Source organism: Streptomyces sp. NRRL F-525, assembly GCF_000716605.1.
GTDB lineage: Bacteria > Actinomycetota > Actinomycetes > Streptomycetales > Streptomycetaceae > Streptomyces.
Genome location: NZ_JNXE01000035.1, coordinates 50,845 through 71,420, shown reverse-complemented (window position 1 = coordinate 71,420; position 20,576 = coordinate 50,845). Strand labels below are relative to the sequence as shown.

14 protein-coding genes are annotated in these 20,576 nt (G+C 69.3%); 10 read left to right on the top strand and 4 right to left on the bottom strand.

The features are described 5' to 3' along the window. The first annotated feature begins 183 nt into the window (after window positions 1-183). Window positions 184-1,044 carry a mycothiol conjugate amidase Mca gene (mca, locus tag OO69_RS36695; protein WP_033285237.1) on the top strand — a complete coding sequence of 287 codons (861 nt, stop codon included), beginning with the start codon at window positions 184-186 and terminating at the stop codon, window positions 1,042-1,044. Then, window positions 1,037-1,306: a hypothetical protein gene (locus tag OO69_RS36690; protein WP_078652730.1), complete on the top strand. Its 270-nt coding sequence runs from the start codon at window positions 1,037-1,039 to the stop codon at window positions 1,304-1,306. The genes mca and OO69_RS36690 overlap by 8 nt, the downstream gene beginning before the upstream one ends. A 24-nt stretch (window positions 1,307-1,330) precedes the next feature. Here OO69_RS36690 and OO69_RS36685 read toward each other — a convergent pair whose 3' ends face one another. After that, window positions 1,331-4,534 carry a tetratricopeptide repeat protein gene (locus OO69_RS36685; RefSeq protein ID WP_033285235.1) on the bottom strand — a complete coding sequence of 1,068 codons (3,204 nt, stop codon included), beginning with the start codon at window positions 4,532-4,534 and terminating at the stop codon, window positions 1,331-1,333. Window positions 4,535-4,693: 159 nt separating this feature from the next. Here OO69_RS36685 and OO69_RS36680 point away from each other — a divergent pair, with 159 nt between their 5' ends. From OO69_RS36680 to OO69_RS36660, 5 genes are all read left to right on the top strand, one after another. Beyond that, complete coding sequence (locus OO69_RS36680) at window positions 4,694-6,724, top strand: thioredoxin domain-containing protein (RefSeq protein ID WP_033285234.1); 2,031 nt, start codon at window positions 4,694-4,696, stop codon at window positions 6,722-6,724. Window positions 6,725-6,917: 193 nt separating this feature from the next. After that, complete coding sequence (locus OO69_RS36675; protein WP_033285233.1) at window positions 6,918-8,186, top strand: glycosyltransferase; 1,269 nt, start codon at window positions 6,918-6,920, stop codon at window positions 8,184-8,186. Then, window positions 8,183-9,829, top strand: a complete 1,647-nt coding sequence (locus OO69_RS36670) for an ArnT family glycosyltransferase (protein ID WP_033285232.1) — start codon at window positions 8,183-8,185, stop codon at window positions 9,827-9,829. Before OO69_RS36675 ends, OO69_RS36670 begins: the two co-directional genes overlap by 4 nt. Beyond that, entirely contained in the window at window positions 9,829-11,019 is a 1,191-nt protein-coding gene (locus OO69_RS36665; RefSeq protein ID WP_033285231.1) for a glycosyltransferase, read from the top strand. Before OO69_RS36670 ends, OO69_RS36665 begins: the two co-directional genes overlap by 1 nt. Beyond that, the gene (locus OO69_RS36660; RefSeq protein ID WP_033285230.1) at window positions 11,016-13,433 is read left to right on the top strand and encodes a galactose oxidase early set domain-containing protein; all 2,418 of its coding nucleotides are present in this window, start codon (window positions 11,016-11,018) and stop codon (window positions 13,431-13,433) included. The genes OO69_RS36665 and OO69_RS36660 overlap by 4 nt, the downstream gene beginning before the upstream one ends. Window positions 13,434-13,668: 235 nt before the next feature. Here OO69_RS36660 and OO69_RS36655 read toward each other — a convergent pair whose 3' ends face one another. From OO69_RS36655 to trhA, 3 genes are all read right to left on the bottom strand, one after another. Next, entirely contained in the window at window positions 13,669-14,301 is a 633-nt protein-coding gene (locus tag OO69_RS36655; RefSeq protein WP_033285229.1) for a TetR/AcrR family transcriptional regulator, read from the bottom strand. Then, window positions 14,298-15,875 (bottom strand): DHA2 family efflux MFS transporter permease subunit, encoded by a 1,578-nt coding sequence (locus tag OO69_RS36650; protein ID WP_051801472.1) that lies wholly within the window; start codon window positions 15,873-15,875, stop codon window positions 14,298-14,300. The genes OO69_RS36655 and OO69_RS36650 overlap by 4 nt, the downstream gene beginning before the upstream one ends. Window positions 15,876-16,011: 136 nt before the next feature. Then, window positions 16,012-16,725: a PAQR family membrane homeostasis protein TrhA gene (trhA, locus tag OO69_RS36645; protein WP_033285228.1), complete on the bottom strand. Its 714-nt coding sequence runs from the start codon at window positions 16,723-16,725 to the stop codon at window positions 16,012-16,014. A gap of 329 nt (window positions 16,726-17,054) precedes the next feature. Between trhA and OO69_RS36640 the strand changes: the two genes are divergently transcribed. The 3 genes from OO69_RS36640 to OO69_RS36630 all read left to right on the top strand — a co-directional run bounded on the left by OO69_RS36640 (window position 17,055) and on the right by OO69_RS36630 (window position 20,563). After that, window positions 17,055-18,878, top strand: a complete 1,824-nt coding sequence (locus tag OO69_RS36640) for a phosphoenolpyruvate carboxykinase (GTP) (RefSeq protein ID WP_033285227.1) — start codon at window positions 17,055-17,057, stop codon at window positions 18,876-18,878. A 253-nt stretch (window positions 18,879-19,131) separates the two neighbouring features. Further along, window positions 19,132-20,115: a serine/threonine-protein kinase gene (locus OO69_RS36635; RefSeq protein WP_033285226.1), complete on the top strand. Its 984-nt coding sequence runs from the start codon at window positions 19,132-19,134 to the stop codon at window positions 20,113-20,115. Continuing rightward, window positions 20,102-20,563, top strand: coding sequence for a hypothetical protein (locus OO69_RS36630; RefSeq protein ID WP_033285225.1), 462 nt, complete (start codon window positions 20,102-20,104; stop codon window positions 20,561-20,563). Before OO69_RS36635 ends, OO69_RS36630 begins: the two co-directional genes overlap by 14 nt. Window positions 20,564-20,576: the final 13 nt, after the last annotated feature.

The window sequence follows — 20,576 nt, the reverse complement described above, 5'->3', positions numbered from 1 at the left end:
CCGTAGAAGCGGGCCCCCGGAATTATTCGCCCCCGGATTCGGTCACTATAGAAGCCTCCCACCCGCCGCCCGACCACCGCCCCTCAACGACGTCCCTGCGGGACGCCACCTGTTGAATTGCACCCCAGGACACCGGGGCGCCGACTTACTGAGGATTGAGTCTTGACTGACCAGCTGCGACTGATGGCCGTCCACGCGCACCCCGACGACGAGTCGAGCAAGGGCGCGGCCACCATGGCGAAGTACGTGTCCGAGGGGGTGGACGTGCTGGTCGTGACCTGCACGGGCGGGGAGCGCGGCTCCGTCCTCAACCCGAAGCTCCAGGGCGACACGTACATCGAGGAGCACATCCACGAGGTGCGCAAGAAGGAGATGGACGAGGCCCGCGAGATCCTCGGCATCAAGCAGGAGTGGCTCGGCTTCGTCGACTCGGGGCTGCCCGAGGGCGACCCGCTGCCGCCGCTGCCCGAGGGCTGCTTCGCGCTGGAGGACGTCGACAAGGCGGCCGGCGAGCTGGTGAAGCAGATCCGTTCGTTCCGGCCGCAGGTGATCACCACCTATGACGAGAACGGCGGTTACCCGCACCCCGACCACATCATGACCCACAAGATCTCGATGGTGGCGTTCGAGGGCGCGACGGACACCGAGAAGTACCCGGAGTCCGAGTACGGCCCGGCGTACCAGCCGCGGAAGCTGTACTACAACCAGGGCTTCAACCGGCAGCGCACCGAGGCCCTGCACCACGCGCTGCTGGCACGCGGCCTGGAGTCGCCGTACGAGGAGTGGCTCAAGCGCTGGAACGAGTCGGGGCACACCGAGCGCACGCTCACCACGCACATCCCCTGCGCCGAGTTCTTCGAGATCCGCGACAAGGCGCTGCTCGCGCACGCCACGCAGATCGACCCCGACGGCGGCTGGTTCCGGGTCCCGATGGAGATCCAGAAGGAGGTCTGGCCGACCGAGGAGTATGAGCTCGCGAAGTCCCTCGTCGATACCTCCCTCCCCGAGGACGATCTGTTTGCGGGCATCCGCGACAATGCCTGACATGAGCTCAAGCGCAGCCCTGGCAATGACGCACCTGGTCCCCCTCGCCGAGGTCGACGAGAACAAGGTCACCCCCGGCGTCCTCGGCTTCATCGTGTTCGCGGTGATGGCCCTGGCCGTCTGGGGCCTGATGAAGTCCATGAGCAAGCAGATGAACAAGGTCGACTTCAAGGAAGGCGCGGACCCGAAGGCCGAGCCGACCGCCGAGTCGAAGGCCGAATCCGGGGCCGCCCCGGCGGAACCCAAGGCCAAGCAGGGCTGACGCGGCCGCCTGCGCGAGCGGTGCTCAGGGGGTGCCGGACACCGCCACCCCCATCACCTCCCGCGCATGCCGGCTCGGCACCATGCCCAGCCGCCACGCCTGCCAGCCCGCCTCCAGGTTCACGCCCCGCTCCAGCAGCAGCTGGTACGCCTCGACGTAGTCGCCGAGTTTCTCGTCGCGGTACGGATGCCGGGTGCGGGACAGCTGGGCCAGTTCCTCCTGGGCGACCGCCGTGCCGACCTCGACCCCGCCGGGGGCCGCGTACGGCAGCAGCGTGGCGCGCAGGAAGTGCGCCCAGTCCTCGCCGCGGTGGTCGCCGTACGAGGTGAACAGGCCTACGGCCTCGTCGCACAGCGTCAGCGCCTGTTGGGTACGGGCGTTGCCCGCGTCGACGACCGCGAGCTCCAGGCAGGTCCAGGCCTCGCCGTGGGCGACGCCGATGCGCTGGAAGTCGGCGCGGGCGTCGACGAGGAGCTGGCGGGCGAACCCGGAGTTGCGCAGCGAACCCGTCTGGGCCGCGCGCTGGTCGCGGGTCACGCGTGCCGAGTGGTGCCGGGCGCAGGCGAGGCCGTAGACGTCGCGCATGCGGGAGAACATTGTGCGGGAGCGTTCCAGCTCGCGCACCGCGAGGTCCAGGTTGCCGGTCTCCTCCAGGGCCTGGCCGAGGTAGTAGACGGTCCAGGCCTCGCCGCGCGCGTCCTCGTTGTCGCGGTGCCGGGCGGCCGCCTGGCGCAGGCCGTCGATCGCGGGGGACGGGTCGCCGGCGACGAGGCGGGCGCGGGCCAGCTGGGTCAGCGCCCAGGCCTCGCCGCGGGCGTCGCGGGTGCGGCCGTAGAGGCCGAGGGCGGTGGTGAGTTCGGACTCGGCGCGGGGGATGTCGCCCATGCGCAGGCCGAGTTGGCCGAGTTGGAAGTGGGCCCAGGCCTCGCCGTGGACGGACTCGCCGGCGCGGTGCAGGACCAGGGACTCGGTCAACAGCCGCATGGCTTCCGGGAGTCGGCCGCGATCCCGTTCCACGGCGGCCAGGGCGTGCATCGTCCAGGCGCGGTCCGTGGCGAGTTGGGGCGGGGCTTGCAGGTCGAGGGCCTCGCGGAGTTTCGCCGCCGCCTCGGTGAGGTTGCCCTGGTGGTGGAGGGTGATGCCCAGCGAGCAGAGGGCGCGGGCGGCGCCGGCGTCGTGATGGGCCTCCATGTAGAGGTCGACGACGGAGGTGAGGGTGGTGCGCGCCTTGTCGAGTTCGCCGAGCTGCCGGGCCGCGATGCCGGTGCGCCACTGCACCGAGCGGACGAGCAGTCCTTGGTCGACGGCCTGCGCCAACTCGCTGATCTCACCGAGCCGGTAGAGGTCGCCGCGCAGCAGGCAGTAGTCGCACAGCGCGCCCAGCAGATTCAGTACGGCGCCCTGGTCGACGCCCTCCGCGTGCCGGAGCGTCGAGGTGATGAAGCTCGACTCGTCGTCCAGCCAGCGCAGCGCCTCGTCCAGGGAGGTGAAGCCGTGCGGGCCGAAGCGGTCCGAGCGCGTCGACATGTTGCCGTCGACCAACCGCAGCACGGAGTCGGCGAGTTCGCCGTAGTTCACGATCAACCGCTCCTGCGCGGCGGTACGTTCGGCCGACTCCTCCTCGTCGAGGAGGCGGGCCTGGGCGAAGGCGCGGACCAGGTCGTGCAGGCGGTAGCGGGTGCCGCGGACGTGGTCGATGAGGCCCGCCCGGGACAGGGCCGTCAGCTGGCGGGTGGCCTCGGTCTCGTCGGCGCCCAACAGGGCCGCCGCTGCTGCCGCGCCCAGCGAGGCCCGGCCCGCCAGCGCCAGCCTGCGCAGCAGCGTGCGGGCCGGGTCGGACTGGTCGGTGTAACGCAGCCACAGCGCCCGCTCGACCGGCTCCACCGGGCCGTACGCGCCCAGATCCGTGGCCAGTTGACCCGGTGAGCGCGCACCGAGGGACGAGCCCGCGATCCGCAGCGCGAGCGGCAGCCCGCCGCACAACTCCCGGATCCGGTCGGCGGATTCGGCGTCGTACGGCTCCGAACCGTCCTGCGCCGCCGCCCCCAGCAGCTCCTCCGCGCCCGCCGCGTCCAGCGACTCCACCGGCAACTGGTGCACCCAGGCGGCGAGTTCGGCGGGCAGGTCGAGGGGTTTGCGGGCGGTGACCACGACCAGGCTGTCCGAGCGCTCGGGCACCAGCGTGGCCACCTGCGCGACATCGGAGGCGTCGTCCAGCACGATCGTCACCGGCAGTCCGGTGAGGTGCTGGTGGTACAACTCGCCCAGCCGCTTGACCTGTTGGTCGGGCGAGGAGCGCTCACGGAACAGCAACTGCTCGCGCGGTGCGCCGAGCCGGTTCAGCAGATGCAGCAGGGCGTCACGCGTGGGCAGCGGCGGCTCGCCCGGGCTGTCGCCGCGCAGATCCACCACGCAGGCCCCGCGGAACTGGTCCCGCAGATCGTGCGCGGCCCGCACCGCCAGGGTGGTACGCCCCGAACCGGGAGCGCCGTGCAGGACGACCACCGTAGGCCGGGTCTCCGTACTGGCCCGCCCCGCCTGCACCAGTTGCCGGATCCGGGCCAGCTCGGCCCGCCGCCCGGCGAACACCCCCACGGCATCCGGGAGTTGACCGAACGACTGCTCCAGCACACTCCGCCGCCGCGCCGCCGCGCTCTTGTCCGCACCGCGCAACTGCGGCCCCGGCTTCCGCGTCGGCCCGGTCGACGCGGCCAGCACCCGCTGCTGATCCAGGAACGGCCGGATGCCCCGCACCTCCAACGCCGTCAGCCACTGCAACCGCAACTGCTCAGGCCCCCCGGGCTGACTCACGGCACCGGCACGGTGATGCGCGGCGGGCAGATGGGACGCGGTCACCTTCACGACGGTCGCCGCGGCGCCCACGACACCGACGGTCACGCCGGCGCCGAAGGCCGTACCGGTCCCGGTGCCGAGGGCGAGGTCGGCCACCACAGCGGCGACCGCGCCAACACCAGCCACCAACAAGGGAGTTGTCCCACCCTCCCGCGCATACCGCTGCCCGAAGGTGAGCTGCCCCGCCGACGCCTCGTCCAGCGCCCCCGTATAGGCCGCGTACTCCTCGGCCGCCGTCTCCGCCATGGCGTCCAGAGCGGCCCGGGACCGCGCCAGCAGCACCTGCCCGTCCGTGCGCCCGCCGGAGCGCCGCACCTCCTCCTCCACGGCCCGAGCCAACAGCCGCTCGGCATCGGTCCGATGGCCGTCCCGCATGTCACGTCCCCCTCCGGCGGCAACTGCTTGGCCTATGAGTGTCCTTCGGGGGAGGCTCGAGCGCGAGAGGGCGACGATCATCTGTTTGCGGAGCGGAACCGGAACCGGAAGGCGCGGCCGGTCCCACGGCCTCCCACTCCGGTCAGGCACGATGGGGGCATGCCGAACCGACTGGCCCACGAGACGTCCCCCTACCTCCTCCAGCACGCCGACAACCCCGTCGCCTGGTGGCCCTGGTCGGCCGAGGCCTTCGACGAGGCGCGGCGGACGAACAAACCGGTGCTGCTCAGCGTCGGGTACAGCAGCTGTCACTGGTGCCACGTCATGGCCCACGAGTCCTTCGAGGACCACCCCACCGCCGACTACCTCAACGAACACTTCGTCAGCATCAAGGTCGACCGCGAGGAACGCCCGGACGTCGACGCCGTCTACATGGAGGCCGTGCAGGCGGCCACCGGTCAGGGCGGCTGGCCCATGACCGTGTTTCTCACGCCGGACGCCGAGCCCTTCTACTTCGGGACGTACTTCCCGCCCGCGCCCCGCCACGGCATGCCCTCCTTCCGGCAGGTGCTGGAGGGTGTGCGCAGCGCGTGGACCGACCGGCGGGACGAGGTCGCCGAGGTCGCCGGGAAGATCACCCGGGACCTGTCCCAGCGCGAGATCGACTACGGCAGCACCGAGGCTCCCGGCGAGGAGGAGCTGTCCCGCGCACTCCTCGGGCTCACCCGCGAGTACGACCCCCAGCGCGGCGGATTCGGCGGGGCGCCCAAGTTCCCGCCGTCCATGGCCCTGGAGTTCCTGCTCCGCCACCACGCCCGCACCGGCGCCGAGGGCGCCCTGGAGATGGCCCGGGACACCTGCGAGCGCATGGCCCGCGGCGGGATCTACGACCAGCTCGCCGGCGGCTTCGCGCGCTACTCCGTCGACCGCGAGTGGACCGTCCCGCACTTCGAGAAGATGCTCTACGACAACGCCCTGCTCTGCCGGGTCTACGCCCACCTGTGGCGCAGCACCGGTTCCGAGCTGGCCCGGCGCGTCGCCGTCGAGACCGCCGACTTCATCGTGCGTGAACTCCGCACCGACGAGGGCGGGTTCGCCTCCGCCCTCGACGCCGACAGCGACGACGGGAGCGGTAAGCACGTCGAGGGCGCCTACTACGTCTGGACGCCCGCCCAGCTCACCGAGGTCCTGGGGGAAGAGGACGGTGGACTCGCCGCGCAGTACTTCGGTGTGACCGAGGACGGGACTTTCGAAGAAGGGCAGTCCGTCCTCCAACTCCCGCAGCACGAAGGTGTCTTCGACGCCGCGAAGATCGAGTCCGTCAAGAGCCGTCTCCTGGACGCCCGTTCACAGCGTCCCGCCCCCGGCCGCGACGACAAGGTGGTCGCCGCCTGGAACGGCCTCGCGATCGCCGCGCTCGCCGAGACCGGCGCCTACTTCGACCGCCCCGACCTGATCGAGGCCGCCGTCTCCGCGGCCGATCTCCTCGTACGGCTGCATCTCGACGAGCACGCCAAGCTCGCCCGCACCAGCAAGGACGGCCAAGTCGGCGCGAACGCCGGGGTGTTGGAGGACTACGCCGATGTCGCCGAGGGCTTCCTCGCGCTGGCGTCGGTCACGGGGGAGGGGGTCTGGCTGGAGTTCGCCGGGTTCCTGCTCGACCACGTCCTCGCCGGGTTCGTCGACGAGTCCGGGGCGCTCTACGACACCGCCTCCGACGCCGAGCAGCTGATCCGGCGGCCGCAGGATCCGACCGACAACGCCACCCCGTCCGGGTGGACCGCCGCCGCCGGTGCGCTGCTGAGCTATGCCGCGCAGACCGGCGCCGAGCCCCATCGCACCGCCGCGGAACGGGCGTTGGGGGTCGTGAAGGCGCTCGGGCCGCGTGTGCCGCGGTTCATCGGGTGGGGGCTCGCCGTCGCCGAGGCGTATCTCGACGGGCCGCGCGAGGTGGCCGTCGTAGGGCCGTCGCTCACTGACGAAGGCACAAAAGCCTTGCACCGTACGGCACTTCTGGGGACCGCGCCCGGGGCCGTGGTGGCCTTCGGGGTAGCGGGGAGTGACGAGCTGCCGTTGCTCGCCGACCGGCCCCTGGTCGACGGTGGGCCGGCCGCGTATGTCTGCCGTAACTTCACCTGTGACGCGCCGACGACCGACCCGGAGCGGCTGAGCACCGCGTTGAACAGGTGAAATGTCATAGGCGTAACCGTCCCAAACGAGACCAGTGCGAGAAATGCTCATCTGGGAGCCTCATTGTGAGGAAACACGCTCTTCACTGAAATCACCTGCTCGCTTCACAGACCGCCCATAGTCTCTGCCTCGTGACGCGACGGATGTAACTCACCGTCGCGCCAGGGGGTATTGGGATCTGGGGGGATCTGTCTTGCTGACGTCTGTCTTCATCGCCGTCGTTTCGCTGGCCTTGTTCTGGATGGCCGCCTTCACCCTGTGGTGGCAGATGCACGCGTGGCGTACGCCCGAAGTGCTCGCCTCCACCCGATTCAGCAGCCCGGACGGGGACGAGCACGTCTCGTTCTCGTTGCTGCTGCCGGCCCGGCACGAACAGGCCGTGCTCGACCACACCATCCAGCGGCTGCTGGAGTCCACGCACACCGACTTCGAGATCATCGTGATCGTGGGGCACGACGACCCCGAGACCGCGGCGGTGGCCGACAGCGCCGCCGAGCGCGACCCGCGCGTCCGCGTCGTCGTCGACACGCACGAGAAGAAGAACAAACCGAAGGCCATGAACACGGCGCTGCCGCACTGCCGCGGCGATGTCGTCGGGGTCTTCGACGCCGAGGACCAGGTCCATCCGGCGCTGCTCGCCCACGTCGACCACGCGTTCCGCACGACGGGGGCGGACGTCGTCCAGGGGGGCGTCCAGCTCATCAACTTCCACTCCAGCTGGTACAGCCTGCGCAACTGCCTGGAGTACTTCTTCTGGTTCCGCTCCCGGCTGCATCTGCACGCGCAGAAGGGGTTCATCCCGCTGGGCGGCAACACCGTCTTCGTACGGACCGACGTCCTGCGCGAGGCCGACGGCTGGGACCCCGACTGCCTTGCCGAGGACTGCGACTTGGGCGTCCGGCTGTCCAGCGTCGGCAAGAAGGTCGTCGTCGCCTACGACTCCGACATGGTGACCCGGGAGGAGACCCCGGGCTCCCTGATGTCGTTGCTGAAGCAGCGAACTCGCTGGAACCAGGGCTTCCTTCAGGTCTACCGCAAGCAGGACTGGAAGCAACTCCCGGGATTCGGGCAGCGGTTGCTCGCCCGCTACACGCTGATGACGCCGTTCCTGCAGGCCTTCTCCGGGGTGATCATCCCGCTGAACGCGGCGGTCGCGCTCTTCCTGGACGTGCCGGTGGGCATCGCGTTCCTCACCTTCCTGCCGCTGGTCACCGCCGCCGTCACCTTCGTGTTCGAGGTCGTCGGCCTGCACGACTTCGGCAAGCAGTACGGACTCCGCGTCCGCGCCGTCCACTATCTGAAGCTCGTCGTGGGCGGCCCGTTCTACCAGGTGCTCCTCGCCGGAGCCGCGATCCGCGCAGTGTGGCGTGAGCAACGCGGCCGGAACGACTGGGAGTTGACCTCCCACGTCGGCGCGCACCTCACCGAAACCGCAGTGATCCGAGAGGACGTTCCTGCGTGACTTCCACACTTCCCGCGGTGACCACCACGGTCCCCGCGCAGCGGCAGCCTGCGCCTGAAACCGGTTCGGCCAGTCGAACAGCGCCACCTTCACGGCTCCGTTCCTCCCGCCCCGACCTCCTCCTCTGCGGCCTGCTCCTCACGGCGATCCTCGTCGTGCAGGGCTGGAACATCGCCGACTACCCGACGCTCAGCGACGACGAGGGCACCTACCTCGCCCAGGCCTGGGCCGTCCAACAGGGCACCGGGCTCGCCCACTACACCTACTGGTACGACCACCCGCCCCTCGGCTGGATCCAGATCGCCCTGCTCACCTGGATCCCCGCGCACTTCAGCCCCGACTCGATGACCGTCGGCACCATGCGCCTCGCGATGCTGGTCATCAGCGCGATCAGCGCGGTCCTCGTCTACGTCCTCGCCCGCAGGCTCTCGCTCCCGCGCTGGGCGGCAGGCCTGGCCATGGTGCTCTTCGGCCTCTCCCCGCTGTCCGTGATCCTCCAGCGGGAGATCTTCCTCGACAACATCGCCGTGATGTGGATGCTGCTCGCGTTCTGCCTGGCCGCGTCCCCAAGTCGCCATCTCTGGCACCACTTTGGAGCGGGCCTCGCCGGAGCGGCCTCGGTCCTCACCAAGGAGACGATGCTCGTCATCCTCCCGGCGCTGCTGCTCACGATGTGGCGCCACGGACACCGCGACACCCGCAAGTTCGCGCTCACCGGAGCCATCACCGCCTGCGCCCTCATCGGCCTCGCGTACCCCCTCTTCGCCCTGCTCAAGGGCGAGTTGCTGCCGGGCAGCGGCCACGTCTCGCTCTGGGACGGCCTCAAGTACCAGATGACGAGACCGGGTTCGGGCTTCATCCTCGACCAGGGCACGGGCTCCTACGGCGTCCTCCACTCCTGGCTGTACTACGACCGCGTCCTGCCGCTGGGCGGACTCGCCGGGGCGCTGCTCCTGCTGCTCACCTGGCGCTGGTCGGTCACCGCCCGCTCCCTCGCCGGACCGGCCATGACCGTGGCGATCCTCGCCCTGGTCTCCATGCGCCCCAACGGCTACCTGCCCGCGATGTACATCATCGGCGCGCTGCCCTTCCTCGCCCTCGTACTGGCCGGGGGCACCGCCTCCGTCGCCCACGCGGTGCTGCGCAGATGGCGTGGGGAAGGGGAGAAACGATACGTCACGGGAGGCAGGTACACCCTCGCCGTGGTTCTCGCGATCGCGGCCGGCGCCTATGTCGTACCGAAGTGGTACGACGGCGACCGCACCGCCATGACCACCGACGCCAACGCCCCCTACCGCGCCGCCTCGAAGTGGCTGTCCACCGAGGTCGCCGACCCGAAGGACACCCGTGTCCTCGTCGACGACGCGCTCTGGCTGGACCTGGTGCACGCCGGGTACCGGCCCGGGCTCGGGGTCATCTGGTTCTACAAGGCCGACCTCGACCCGGCCGTCACCAAGACCCTGCCCGACGGCTGGAAGGACATCGACTACGTCGTGGCCTCCCCGACGGTACGGCGCGACGCGGTCGACCTGCCCAACGTCAAGGCGGCGATCGAGCACTCCACCCCGGTCGCCACCTTCGGCACCGGCGACGACCGCATCGAGATCCGGCAGATCCAGTCCGAGACCGTGGGAGCCCAGTGATGAGCCAAGAGTCCACAGTCCCCGGGGAGTTGGGCGATCCGGCCGTACGCGGTGCGGAGCTGGCCGAGCCCGGTGCCGTCACCATCGTCGTCCCGACCTTCAACGAGTCCGCGAACGTACGGGAGTTGCTCCACCGCATCACCGAATCCGTGCCGACCAGGCTCCCTTGTGAGGTCGTCTTCGTCGACGACTCCACCGACGACACCCCCGAGGTGATCTCCCAGGCGGCGCAGGACTGCCCGTTCCCGGTCACCGTGCTGCACCGGGAGGAGGCGGTCGGCGGGCTCGGCGGCGCCGTTGTCGAGGGGATCAAGGCGGCGACGTCCGACTGGATCGTCGTCATGGACGGCGACTTGCAGCATCCGCCGTCCCTGGTACCGGAGTTGGTCGGCACCGGCGAGCGCGCGAACGCCGGGCTCGTCGTCGCCTCCCGGTACATCAAGGGCGGCAGCCGCGAGGGACTGGCGGGCGGATACCGCATCGCCGTTTCCCGCGGGGCGACTTGGCTGACCAAGACGCTCTTCCCGCGCAAACTGCGGGGCATCAGCGACCCGATGAGCGGCTTCTTCGCGATCCGGCGCAGCGCGGTGACGGCGGAGGCGCTCAAGCCGCTCGGCTACAAGATCCTGCTCGAACTCGCCGTACGCAGCCGTCCGCGCCAGGTCACCGAGGTGCCGTTCGTCTTCCAGGACCGGTTCGCCGGGGAGTCCAAGTCGACGGCGCAGGAAGGCTTCCGCTTCCTCCGCCACCTCCTCGGCCTGCGCACCGCCTCGCCGGTCGCGCGCATGGTGGTCTTCGGCCTGATCGGCGCCACCGGCTTCGTCCCGAACCTGGTCGGCCTCTGGGCGCTTACCAAGACGGGCATGCACTACGTTCCCGCTGAGATCCTCGCCAACCAGCTCGGCGTGGCCTGGAACTTCTACCTCATCGAACATCTCCTGTTCCGCGACCGGCGCCGGCACCGCAACTGGTGGGACCGGGCAGGCCGGTTCGCACTGCTCGCCAACGCCGACCTGGTGCTGCGGATCCCGCTGATCGCCCTGTTCATCCACAAGTTCGGAATGGGCGCCGTGTCGGCGACCGCGCTCGCGCTGGTCATGACGTTCGTCCTGCGCTTCGTCGGAACCGAGGCACTGGTCTACCTCCCGCGCCGCAAAGGGAGTTGCAAGCAAGCTAGGAGAGCCGTGTGAACAAGTACCGCAGAAGAACCGCCTTCGTCGGGGTGGGCGCCCTGACCGCCGGACTGCTGCTCGCCTCGCCGCAGTCCGCCGAGGCCGCGAACCTCGTCCTCAACCCGGGCTTCGAGACGGCGGGCAGTGACGGGATGCCGTACTGCTGGGAGAAGTCCGGGTGGGGCGACAACGACTTTGATTTCTCCACGACTTCGGACGCGCACTCCGGTTCGAAGGCCATGAAGGTCACCGTCACGCGGCGGGTGGACGGTGACCGCAAGGCGCTGATCACCGAGTCGACGACCTGCGCGCCGGTGGTGACGGCGGGCAAGCAGTACGACCTCGGGCTCTGGTACAAGACGACGACGCCGGACGCGAACATCACGCTGTTCCGGCACGACGCGACGGCCGGGTGGCAGTACTGGACCGACCTCAAGACCCTGGACATGCAGGGGAGTTGGACCCAGGCCACGGTCCGCACACCCGAGGTGCCCGCCGGTACCGACCGGATCACCTGGGGTGTCTCGGTCTACGGCACCGGGTCCGCGACCACCGACGACTACACGATGGACCAGGTGCCCGACACGCTTCCGCCGGCGACCTGCCAGGCGACCGCCGAGGAGTGTGCGAACGGGCGTTGGGACGTGCTGCCGACGCAGAACCCGGTGCGCTCGATGCACTCCGTCGTCCTCAACAACGGCAAGGTGCTGCTGATCGCGGGGTCCGGGAACAGCGAGGAGCAGTTCGACGCGGGGACGTTCACGAGCGCGGTGTACGACCCGGTGGCCGGGACGTACAAGGTGATCCCGACGCCGAAGGACATGTTCTGCTCGGGGCACATCCAGTTGCAGGACGGCCGGGTGCTGGTGCTCAGCGGCAACAAGGCGTTCCCGGCGGCGGACGGTTCGCACGGGTACGAGGGGTACAAGGACTCGTACATCTTCGACCCGGTGACCGAGACGTACAGCAAGACGAACGACCTCAACGACGGTCACTGGTACCCGTCGGCGACCGAGCTGGGCAACGGTGACGTCATCTCGTTCGGCGGGCTGCGCGAGGACTCGACGGGTTCGGTGACCGCCGAGTACTGGTCGGACGCCCAGCAGAAGTGGCTGCCGTTGTCGCAGGTCAACCAGACGTGGTCGTACTGGGGGCTGTACCCGTCGATGGTCCTGATGCAGGACGGGCGGCTGTTCTACACGGGCAGCCATGTCTTCGGGAACAACATCCCGGGGACGGGCAGCGCGATCTACGACTACTCCGCCAACACGATCACGTCGGTGTCCGGGCTGCAGAACAAGGACGAACGCGACCAGTCCGCAAGCGTGTTGCTGCCTCCGGCGCAGGACCAGAAGGTCCTCACCATCGGCGGCGGCAACATCGACTCCAACCCGGACGCGAACCGGCTGACCGACATCATCGACCTCAAGGCCGCGAACCCGACGTACACGGTCGGTCCCCAGATCCCGCAGGGAACGGTCGACTTGGGGAACGGTCCGGTGGCCGAGACGGGTGCTCAGGGCAAGATGTACGTGTCGGCCGTAGTGCTGCCGGACGGCACGGTGCTGGAGACGGGCGGTGCGCTGCACAACCGCGCGAACCCGGTGTACGAGGCGTCGATCTTCGACCCGGCGACCACGACGTTCGATCCGGTGGCCGCCGACCCGGAGGCCCGGGGCTACCACTCCTCCTCGTTCCTGCTGCCGGACGGCCGGGTGATGTCGACCGGTGACAACCCGGGCAACGGCACCTGGAACCACAACGTGTCGATCTACACCCCGCCGTATCTCCTCAAGGGCACGCGGCCGACGATCACTTCGGTCATCGACAACGAGTGGGAGTACGGCGACACCCAGACGATCACCGTCGACCGGCCCATCGCCAAGGCCGAGTTGATCCGCCCGGCCGCGGTCACGCACTCCTCGGACCCGAACCAGCGGTTCGTGGATCTGCCGCTCTCGGTGGACGGCAACACGGTCGACCTGAACGTGACGAGCAACCCCAACCTGGCCCCGCCCGGCTGGTACATGCTCTTCGCGGTCGACGCCAACGGGGTCCCGTCGGTGGCCAAGTGGGTCCATCTGCAAGGCCCTTCGGCCCTGACCACGGACACCGCCTCGGCCCATGTCCACTCCTTCGCGGACTCCCTGCAGGGCAAGGTCACCGAGCCCGGCAAGAAGCGCACCTCGCAGAAGGTCAGCCCGACCATCTCCGGCTGCGACCGCCACTACGGCACGATCAACGTCTGCGTCCCGACGGTCTTCCCGTCGGAGGTCAAGTCGACCACTGCGGCCCGCTGTTCATGGCTCCAGCAGAACGACTACGGCCGCCTGAAGGTCAACGGCAAGGACGACCCGCTCCGGCTCGACCCGAACGGGGACGGGGTGGCTTGCGGGAAGGGTGACGTCAAGACCGTGAAGAAGAAGGGGTAGCAATCGCCTGCGAACTGGGCGTGGGCGCCACCCTGTTCGGGTGTGCGCCCGCGCCGGGTTCACAGGTTTTGATGTCGAGGGCCGAGGTGTCGTTCGTGTCGAGGGCCCTCTGCGACTCGGTGAGCCGTGGAGGATGCGCAGAGCGTCGGGCCGGGGAATCTTCAGCGATGTCGACGACCTCCTTTTCGATCACCGGCCCGCTCGGGTCACGAACGTGCCGGACACGCACCGGGGTTCAGTCGGTGAGCCCGTGCTCCAGTACATCCATCGTGCGGTCCACCAGCCCCGCGAAGTCCTCCCGGTGGCCGTTCTCCGCCCAGTACAGGGACGTCTCCATGAGGCCGCCGACGAGAGACATGGCGTAGACGCGGACCTCCAGGCTCTCCGGGTCGCGGCCGGTGCGGGTGGCGATGGCCTCGCAGAGCATGGTGCCGGTGACCGACATGCTCTCCATCATGCGTGAGCGCACCGCCGGGACCTGGACCATCAGGTGGGTGCGGAGCCGGGAGGTCTCCTCGTCCTCTTTCATGCCGTACTTGATGGCCTTCTGCATCACATACCGCAGCGTGACCATCCACGGCTCGTCGGCGGGGCGGGCCCGCAGCTCCTCCATGATGATCGGGTCGAACTCGTCCGTGATGACGATGTCTTCCTTGGTGGGGAAGTAGCGGAAGACGGTCGACGGCGACACCTCGGCGCGCTCGGCGATCTGCTCGATCGTGGTCGCGTCGTAGCCCTGCTCCTTCACCAGTGCGTACGTCGCGGTGCGGATCGCCTCGCGGGTCTTGATCTTCTTGCGCTCGCGGAGGCCCAGTTGAGGGCGGTCGGCGGGGCTGAAGGGGGAGGGTGTCGCCGTCATGGTGTTCATTGTCCGGCATCCGCCAGAGCGATGGCCACGGCTGTGGCCGGGTCTTCCTCAGCCTCCTCCTTGGAGGGCGCGGCCGGCGTGTTCGGCAGGAACGCCGCCGACAGCAGCGCGGTGACCAGGGCCGCGACGCCGCACACGATCAGGACCAGGCCCATGCCGTGGACGTAGGCGCTGTTCGCGGAGGAGATGAGGTCCGTAGAGCCCGCCTTCTGCGCCACCATGTGCGCCGCCACCACCGACTCGCCGGCCGTGTCCGCCGCCTTCGCGGGCAGGCCCGTCACGTCGAGGCGGTCGCGGAACGTGCTCGCGAGCAGGCTGCCCAGCAGGGCGATGCCGATCGCGGCGCCGACCTGGCGCATGGTCATCAGGAGCCCGGCGCCGCTGCCGGCCCGGTCGCGGGGCAGTGCGCCCAGCGCGCCGTCCATCGCCGGGACGATCGAGAAGCCGAAGCCGAACCCGGTGATGGACAGCCACAGCGCAGTGAAGCCGTAGCCGGAGTCGACCGTCGTACGGCTGCCGAGCAGGGCGGCGAAGGCCAGGACCACCAGGCCCGCGCAGACCACGGCACGGGAGCCGAACCTGTTGACGAGCGGCTGTGCGGCCCGGGCCGCGACGATCAGGCCGCCCATCATGGGCAGCAGCCGGACGCCGGTGCCGAGCGCGTCGTTGCCGAGCACCGCCTGTAGGTACTGCGGGAGCACGAACAGCAGGCCGGACAGGACGAACATCACCAGGGTCGCCGCGATGGAGCTGAAGAGGAAGCCGCGGTGGGCGAGCAGGGTCATGTCGAGCATGGGGCGTTCCATGCGCCGCTCGCGCAGCACGAGCGCGGTGATGAGGATCGCGGATCCGATGAGCATGCCCACGATCAGCGGGTCGCCCCAACCGCGGCTGGGCGCCTCGATGATCGCGTAGATGAGGGCTCCGAGGCCGGCCGCCGTGAAGGCCGTGGAGAGGGCGTCGACCCGGGGCGACGCGGGGTCCTTGGTCTCGGGGAGCAGGAAGACGCAGGCCGCTATGCCGATCGCGGCCATCGGGATGTTGACCAGGAAGACCGAGCCCCACCAGAAGTGGTTGAGCAGCCAGCCGCCGATGATCGGGCCGAGCGGCAGCCCGAGCGAGGAGGCCGCGGAGATGATGCCGACGGCCTTGGTGCGCTCGTCGGGGCCGAAGAGGGAAGGCAGTACGGACAGGGCGAGCGGGGTGACCAGGGCCGCGCCGACGCCCATCACCGTGCGGGCCGCGATGACCCAGGTGACGTCACCGGCCAGGGCGCCCGCCACGGAACCGGCGAGGAAGATGCCGAGCCCCGCGATCAGCATCCGGCGCCGTCCGAAGCGGTCGCCGAGCAGTCCCGCCGGGAGCATCAGCGCGGCGAAGACGATGACGTAGGAGTCGGCCATCCACTGCTGCTGGCCGGTGGTGGCGCCGAGTTCGCCCGCCATCGTGGGCAGGGCGACGTTGAGGATCGTCGTGTCGAAACCGAGCGTGAGCATGCTCGCGACCAGGGCCCCGAGGGCCCACCAGCGGCGCGGGTCGCGTCGCACGTCGTTGGAGTGAGTGACAGTAGCCATGAAATGAGAGTAGCTGTCAAAAGGTGGTGGATGTCAACAGGGATCGACTGTCAGGGAGTGGAACCGGACATGAAAAATGGCCACGGCTCGAAAGCCGTGGCCATGAACAGAGGTGTCCCGGTGGGTGCCTCAGGTGCTACCCGTGCTGGTACGCCACAAGGGAGATCCCCACGTAGTGCACGAGGAACGCCGCCACCGTGAGCGAGTGGAAGACCTCGTGGAAACCGAACCAGCGCGGTGACGGATTCGGGCGCTTGATGCCGTAGATCACGCCGCCCGCGCTGTAGAGCAGTCCGCCGACGACCACCAGGACCAGGACGGCGATGCCGCCCGTGCGCATGAAGTCGGGGAGGAAGAAGACGGCCGCCCAGCCCATCGCGATGTAGCAGGGGGTGTAGAGCCAGCGCGGTGCGCCGACCCAGAAGACGCGGAAGGCGATGCCGGCCGCGGCCGCGCCCCAGATGCTCCACAGCAGCCACTCGCCCTTGGCGCCCGGCAGCAGCAGCATCGTCAGGGGCGTGTACGTGCCCGCGATGATCAGGAAGATGTTGGCGTGGTCGAGTCTGCGCAGGACGCCGTCCATGCGCGGGCTCCAGTCGCCCCGGTGGTACAGGGCGCTGACCCCGAAGAGCAGGCAGGCCGTCAGGGCGAAGATCCCGCAGGCGATACGGGCCCGGGGCGTGTCGGCGAGAGCGGTGAGCACCAGGCCGGAGACGAGGACGGCCGGGAACATGCCTAGGTGCAGCCAGCCGCGCAGCTTCGGTTTGACGTGGTCGGGGAGGGAGAGCGCGGAGGGACCGTGGCCGTCTGTCGGCGTGTCCGTGTGCGCGTCGGGGACGGACGCAGTCATGCGCTCAATCGTACCTACGGAACCGTAAGTTACGTATCAGTGCGGCGAGATGAGGGTCCAGAAGTGGCCACTCTCTCATGTGTGGTCGGCGGCCGGGTACCCGGGGTGAACCGATGGTGACGCACGGAAAACATGTCGGTGAGGGGTGGATGAGTGGCGATCCTCACGTCGCTCGTATGTGAGGCCCTCTGGACATATGGGCGGACGCGTCGGATGATCAAATGAGTGCGGTCGGCACCGGATGAGCGCCAAGATCGACCATCGTGAAGCATCCGGGTCGCGGCCCCCACGGGGCAACAAGGACAAAATCCCTCATCATAGGAGCAATCGTGGCGCGCGACATCGCGGCTCCCCCCGTCATCCCAACCGAGCACAAGGAACTGATCTCGTGGGTCAACGAGATCGCCGAACTGACCCAGCCGGACAGCGTGGTCTGGTGTGACGGATCCGAAGCGGAGTACGAGCGGCTCAGCGAGGAGCTCGTCCAAAAGGGCACCTTCAAGAAGCTCGACCCGATCAAGCGCCCCAACTCGTACTACGCCGCCTCCGACCCGACCGATGTCGCCCGGGTCGAGGACAGGACGTTCATCTGCTCCGAGCAGGAGCAGGACGCGGGTCCCACCAACCACTGGAAGGCTCCTGCGGAAATGCGGGAGATCTTCGCGGGAGAACAGGGCATCTTCCGCGGCTCCATGAAGGGCCGGACGATGTACGTCGTCCCGTTCTGCATGGGCCCCCTCGGTTCGGACCTCTCCGCGATCGGCGTCGAGATCACCGACTCCGCCTACGTCGCCGTCTCCATGCGCACCATGACCCGCATGGGACAGCCCGTCCTCGACGAACTCGGTACCGACGGCTTCTTCGTGCGTGCTGTGCACACGCTCGGAGCGCCGCTGGCCGAGGGCGAGGCGGACGTGCCGTGGCCGTGCAACTCCACCAAGTACATCTCGCACTTCCCCGAGAGCCGCGAGATCTGGTCCTACGGCTCCGGCTACGGCGGCAACGCGCTGCTGGGCAAGAAGTGCTACGCCCTGCGCATCGCCTCGGTGATGGCGCGGGACGAGGGCTGGCTCGCCGAGCACATGCTCATCCTCAAACTCACCCCGCCGCAGGGGGAGTCCAAGTACGTGGCGGCCGCCTTCCCTTCGGCCTGCGGCAAGACGAACCTCGCGATGCTGGAGCCCACCATCTCCGGCTGGACCGTCGAGACGATCGGTGACGACATCGCCTGGATGCGGTTCGGGGAGGACGGCCGGCTCTACGCGATCAACCCCGAGGCCGGTTTCTTCGGCGTCGCGCCCGGCACCGGCGAGCACACCAACGCCAACGCGATGAAGACGCTGTGGGGCAACTCCGTCTTCACCAACGTGGCGTTGACCGACGACAACGACATCTGGTGGGAGGGCATGACGGAGGAGACTCCGGCCCACCTCACGGACTGGAAGGGCAACTCCTGGACGCCGGAGTCCGGTTCGCCCGCAGCCCACCCCAACGCCCGCTTCACGGTGCCCGCTTCGCAGTGCCCGATCATCGCGTCCGAGTGGGAGGACCCCAAGGGCGTGCCGATCTCGGCGATCCTGTTCGGCGGCCGGCGCGCCTCGGCCGTACCGCTGGTGACGGAGTCCTTCGACTGGAACCACGGTGTCTTCCTCGGCGCCAACGTGGCCTCCGAGAAGACCGCCGCCGCCGAGGGCAAGGTCGGCGAGCTGCGCCGCGACCCCTTCGCCATGCTGCCGTTCTGCGGCTACAACATGGGTGACTACATGGGCCATTGGGTCGATGTGGCCAAGGGCCGCGACCAGGCGACGCTCCCGAAGATCTACTACGTGAACTGGTTCCGCAAGAACGACGCGGGCAAGTTCGTGTGGCCCGGCTTCGGCGAGAACAGCCGGGTCCTGAAGTGGATCGTGGACCGCCTGGACGGCCGCGCCGAGGGCGTCGAGACCCCGATCGGCGTGCTGCCGGCCAAGGGTGCCCTCGACACCAAGGGCCTCGAACTCTCCGAGTCCGACCTGGACTTCCTGCTCACCGTCGACAAGGACGTGTGGCGCGAGGAGGCCGCCCTGGTCCCCGACCACCTCAACACCTTCGGCGACCACACCCCGAAGGAACTGTGGGACGAGTACCGCGCCCTGGTGGAGCGCCTGGGTTAGACACCCGCCGAAAACTCCGCGGCCGGCCGCCGATTGTGCCCTGACCAGCAATGTCGTCACAGGCCGGCCGCGGTGCCAGCACAACGGGCAGGGTCCCGCACAACGGCGTGCGGGGCCCTGCCCGTTGCCGTTACACCACCAAGGGTCCACGGCGCACCTCTGACCGCCATTTCGCGCATCCCCCCTGCCCAAGACGGGATTTCGGGGGACACTCGGGACAACCTGCAACGAACCCCGAAGTGAGGTGAGCGGGGTGCGCACTCCGGTCAGCGATCCCCTGAGCGTGGGGCCGTACCGGATCGCCGGGCGGCTCGGCTCCGGCGGGATGGGCTGGGTGTATCTCGGCCGTTCACCGGCTGGCCGAGAGGTGGCGGTGAAGGTCGTACGGCCCGAACTGGCCGCCGAGCGCGAGTTCCGCGAGCGCTTCGCCCGCGAGGTCGCCGCCGCCCGGCTGGTCAGCGGCGCCTACACGGCGGCCGTCGTCGACGCGGACACCGAGGCCGAACTCCCTTGGCTGGCAACGATGTACGTGCCCGGCCCGTCCCTCGCCGAGGCCGTCCGATCGGACGGCCCGCTGCCCGAGGCGCAGGTCCGCAGGCTCGGCGCGTTCCTCGTCGAGGCGCTCCAGGCGATCCACGCGGCCAGCCTGGTCCACCGCGACCTCAAACCGGCCAACGTGCTGCTCGCCTCCGACGGCCCCCGCGTCATCGACTTCGGCATCTCCCGCGTCGAGGGCGCCCCGAGCCTCACCCAGGCCGGGATCGTGGTCGGCACCCCGCCGTTCATGTCCCCGGAGCAGATGACGGCGGGTCAGATCGGCCCGCCCAGCGACGTGTTCTCCCTCGGCGGTGTCCTGGTCTACGCCCTGACCGGCCGCCCGCCGTTCGGCACGGGCGAGGCGGTGAGCCTGCGGGTCGTGCACCGCCCACCCGAACTGGACGGCGTACCACCGGGTCTACGGCCGCTGCTCGCGCGGTGTCTCGCGAAGCGCCCCGAGGACCGTCCCCAACTGGCCGCCCTGCTCAGCGAGTTGCTGGCGCAGCCACGCCCCGCGACCTGGCCGCCGCCCGCCGTGGCCCGCACGATCGAGGTCCGCCGCAGCGAACTCGCCGCCCGGCGCGGGGGCGGCACCAGCCTGCCGGTGCCGTCCTGTCTGCTGCTGCACGCGCAGGCCCTGCTGGACGCGGGTCTCACCGACGACATGATCGCGCAGGCGGTGGCCCGTGGCGACGCCTGAGGCCTCCCTCCCGCCCGGCCGGGACTACGACCTCGGCTCGTCCTGGCGGCAGTTGACCCATACCTGGGGCGCGCGCCGGAATTACCACGTCGAGAGCGAGGTCGATTCCGTCTCCCTGCAATTCGATCTAGAGGCGTCCGGGCGCACGCTCACCGTGCGTTTCATGACCACGAAAAGACTCCTTGTCGCCTTTGTCACCGACGGTCATTCTCTGCGCAAGGATCAATTGGCGATCGCCGCCGCCGCGTCGAACGCGTGGAACACCGAACAACTGAATCCCATGCTCTCGGTGTGGGACGTACGCGGACCCAGACCCTGCCTCGCCGGGGTCTGCGACCTCCCGCTGACCTGCCGGATCTCCCAGGCCGATTTCGATGTTCTGGCCAGTGATTGGGTGGAACGGGCGCGACAGATGTTCACCCGTTGTCATCAGGTTTTCCAGCTGTAGAAGTGAATTGAGC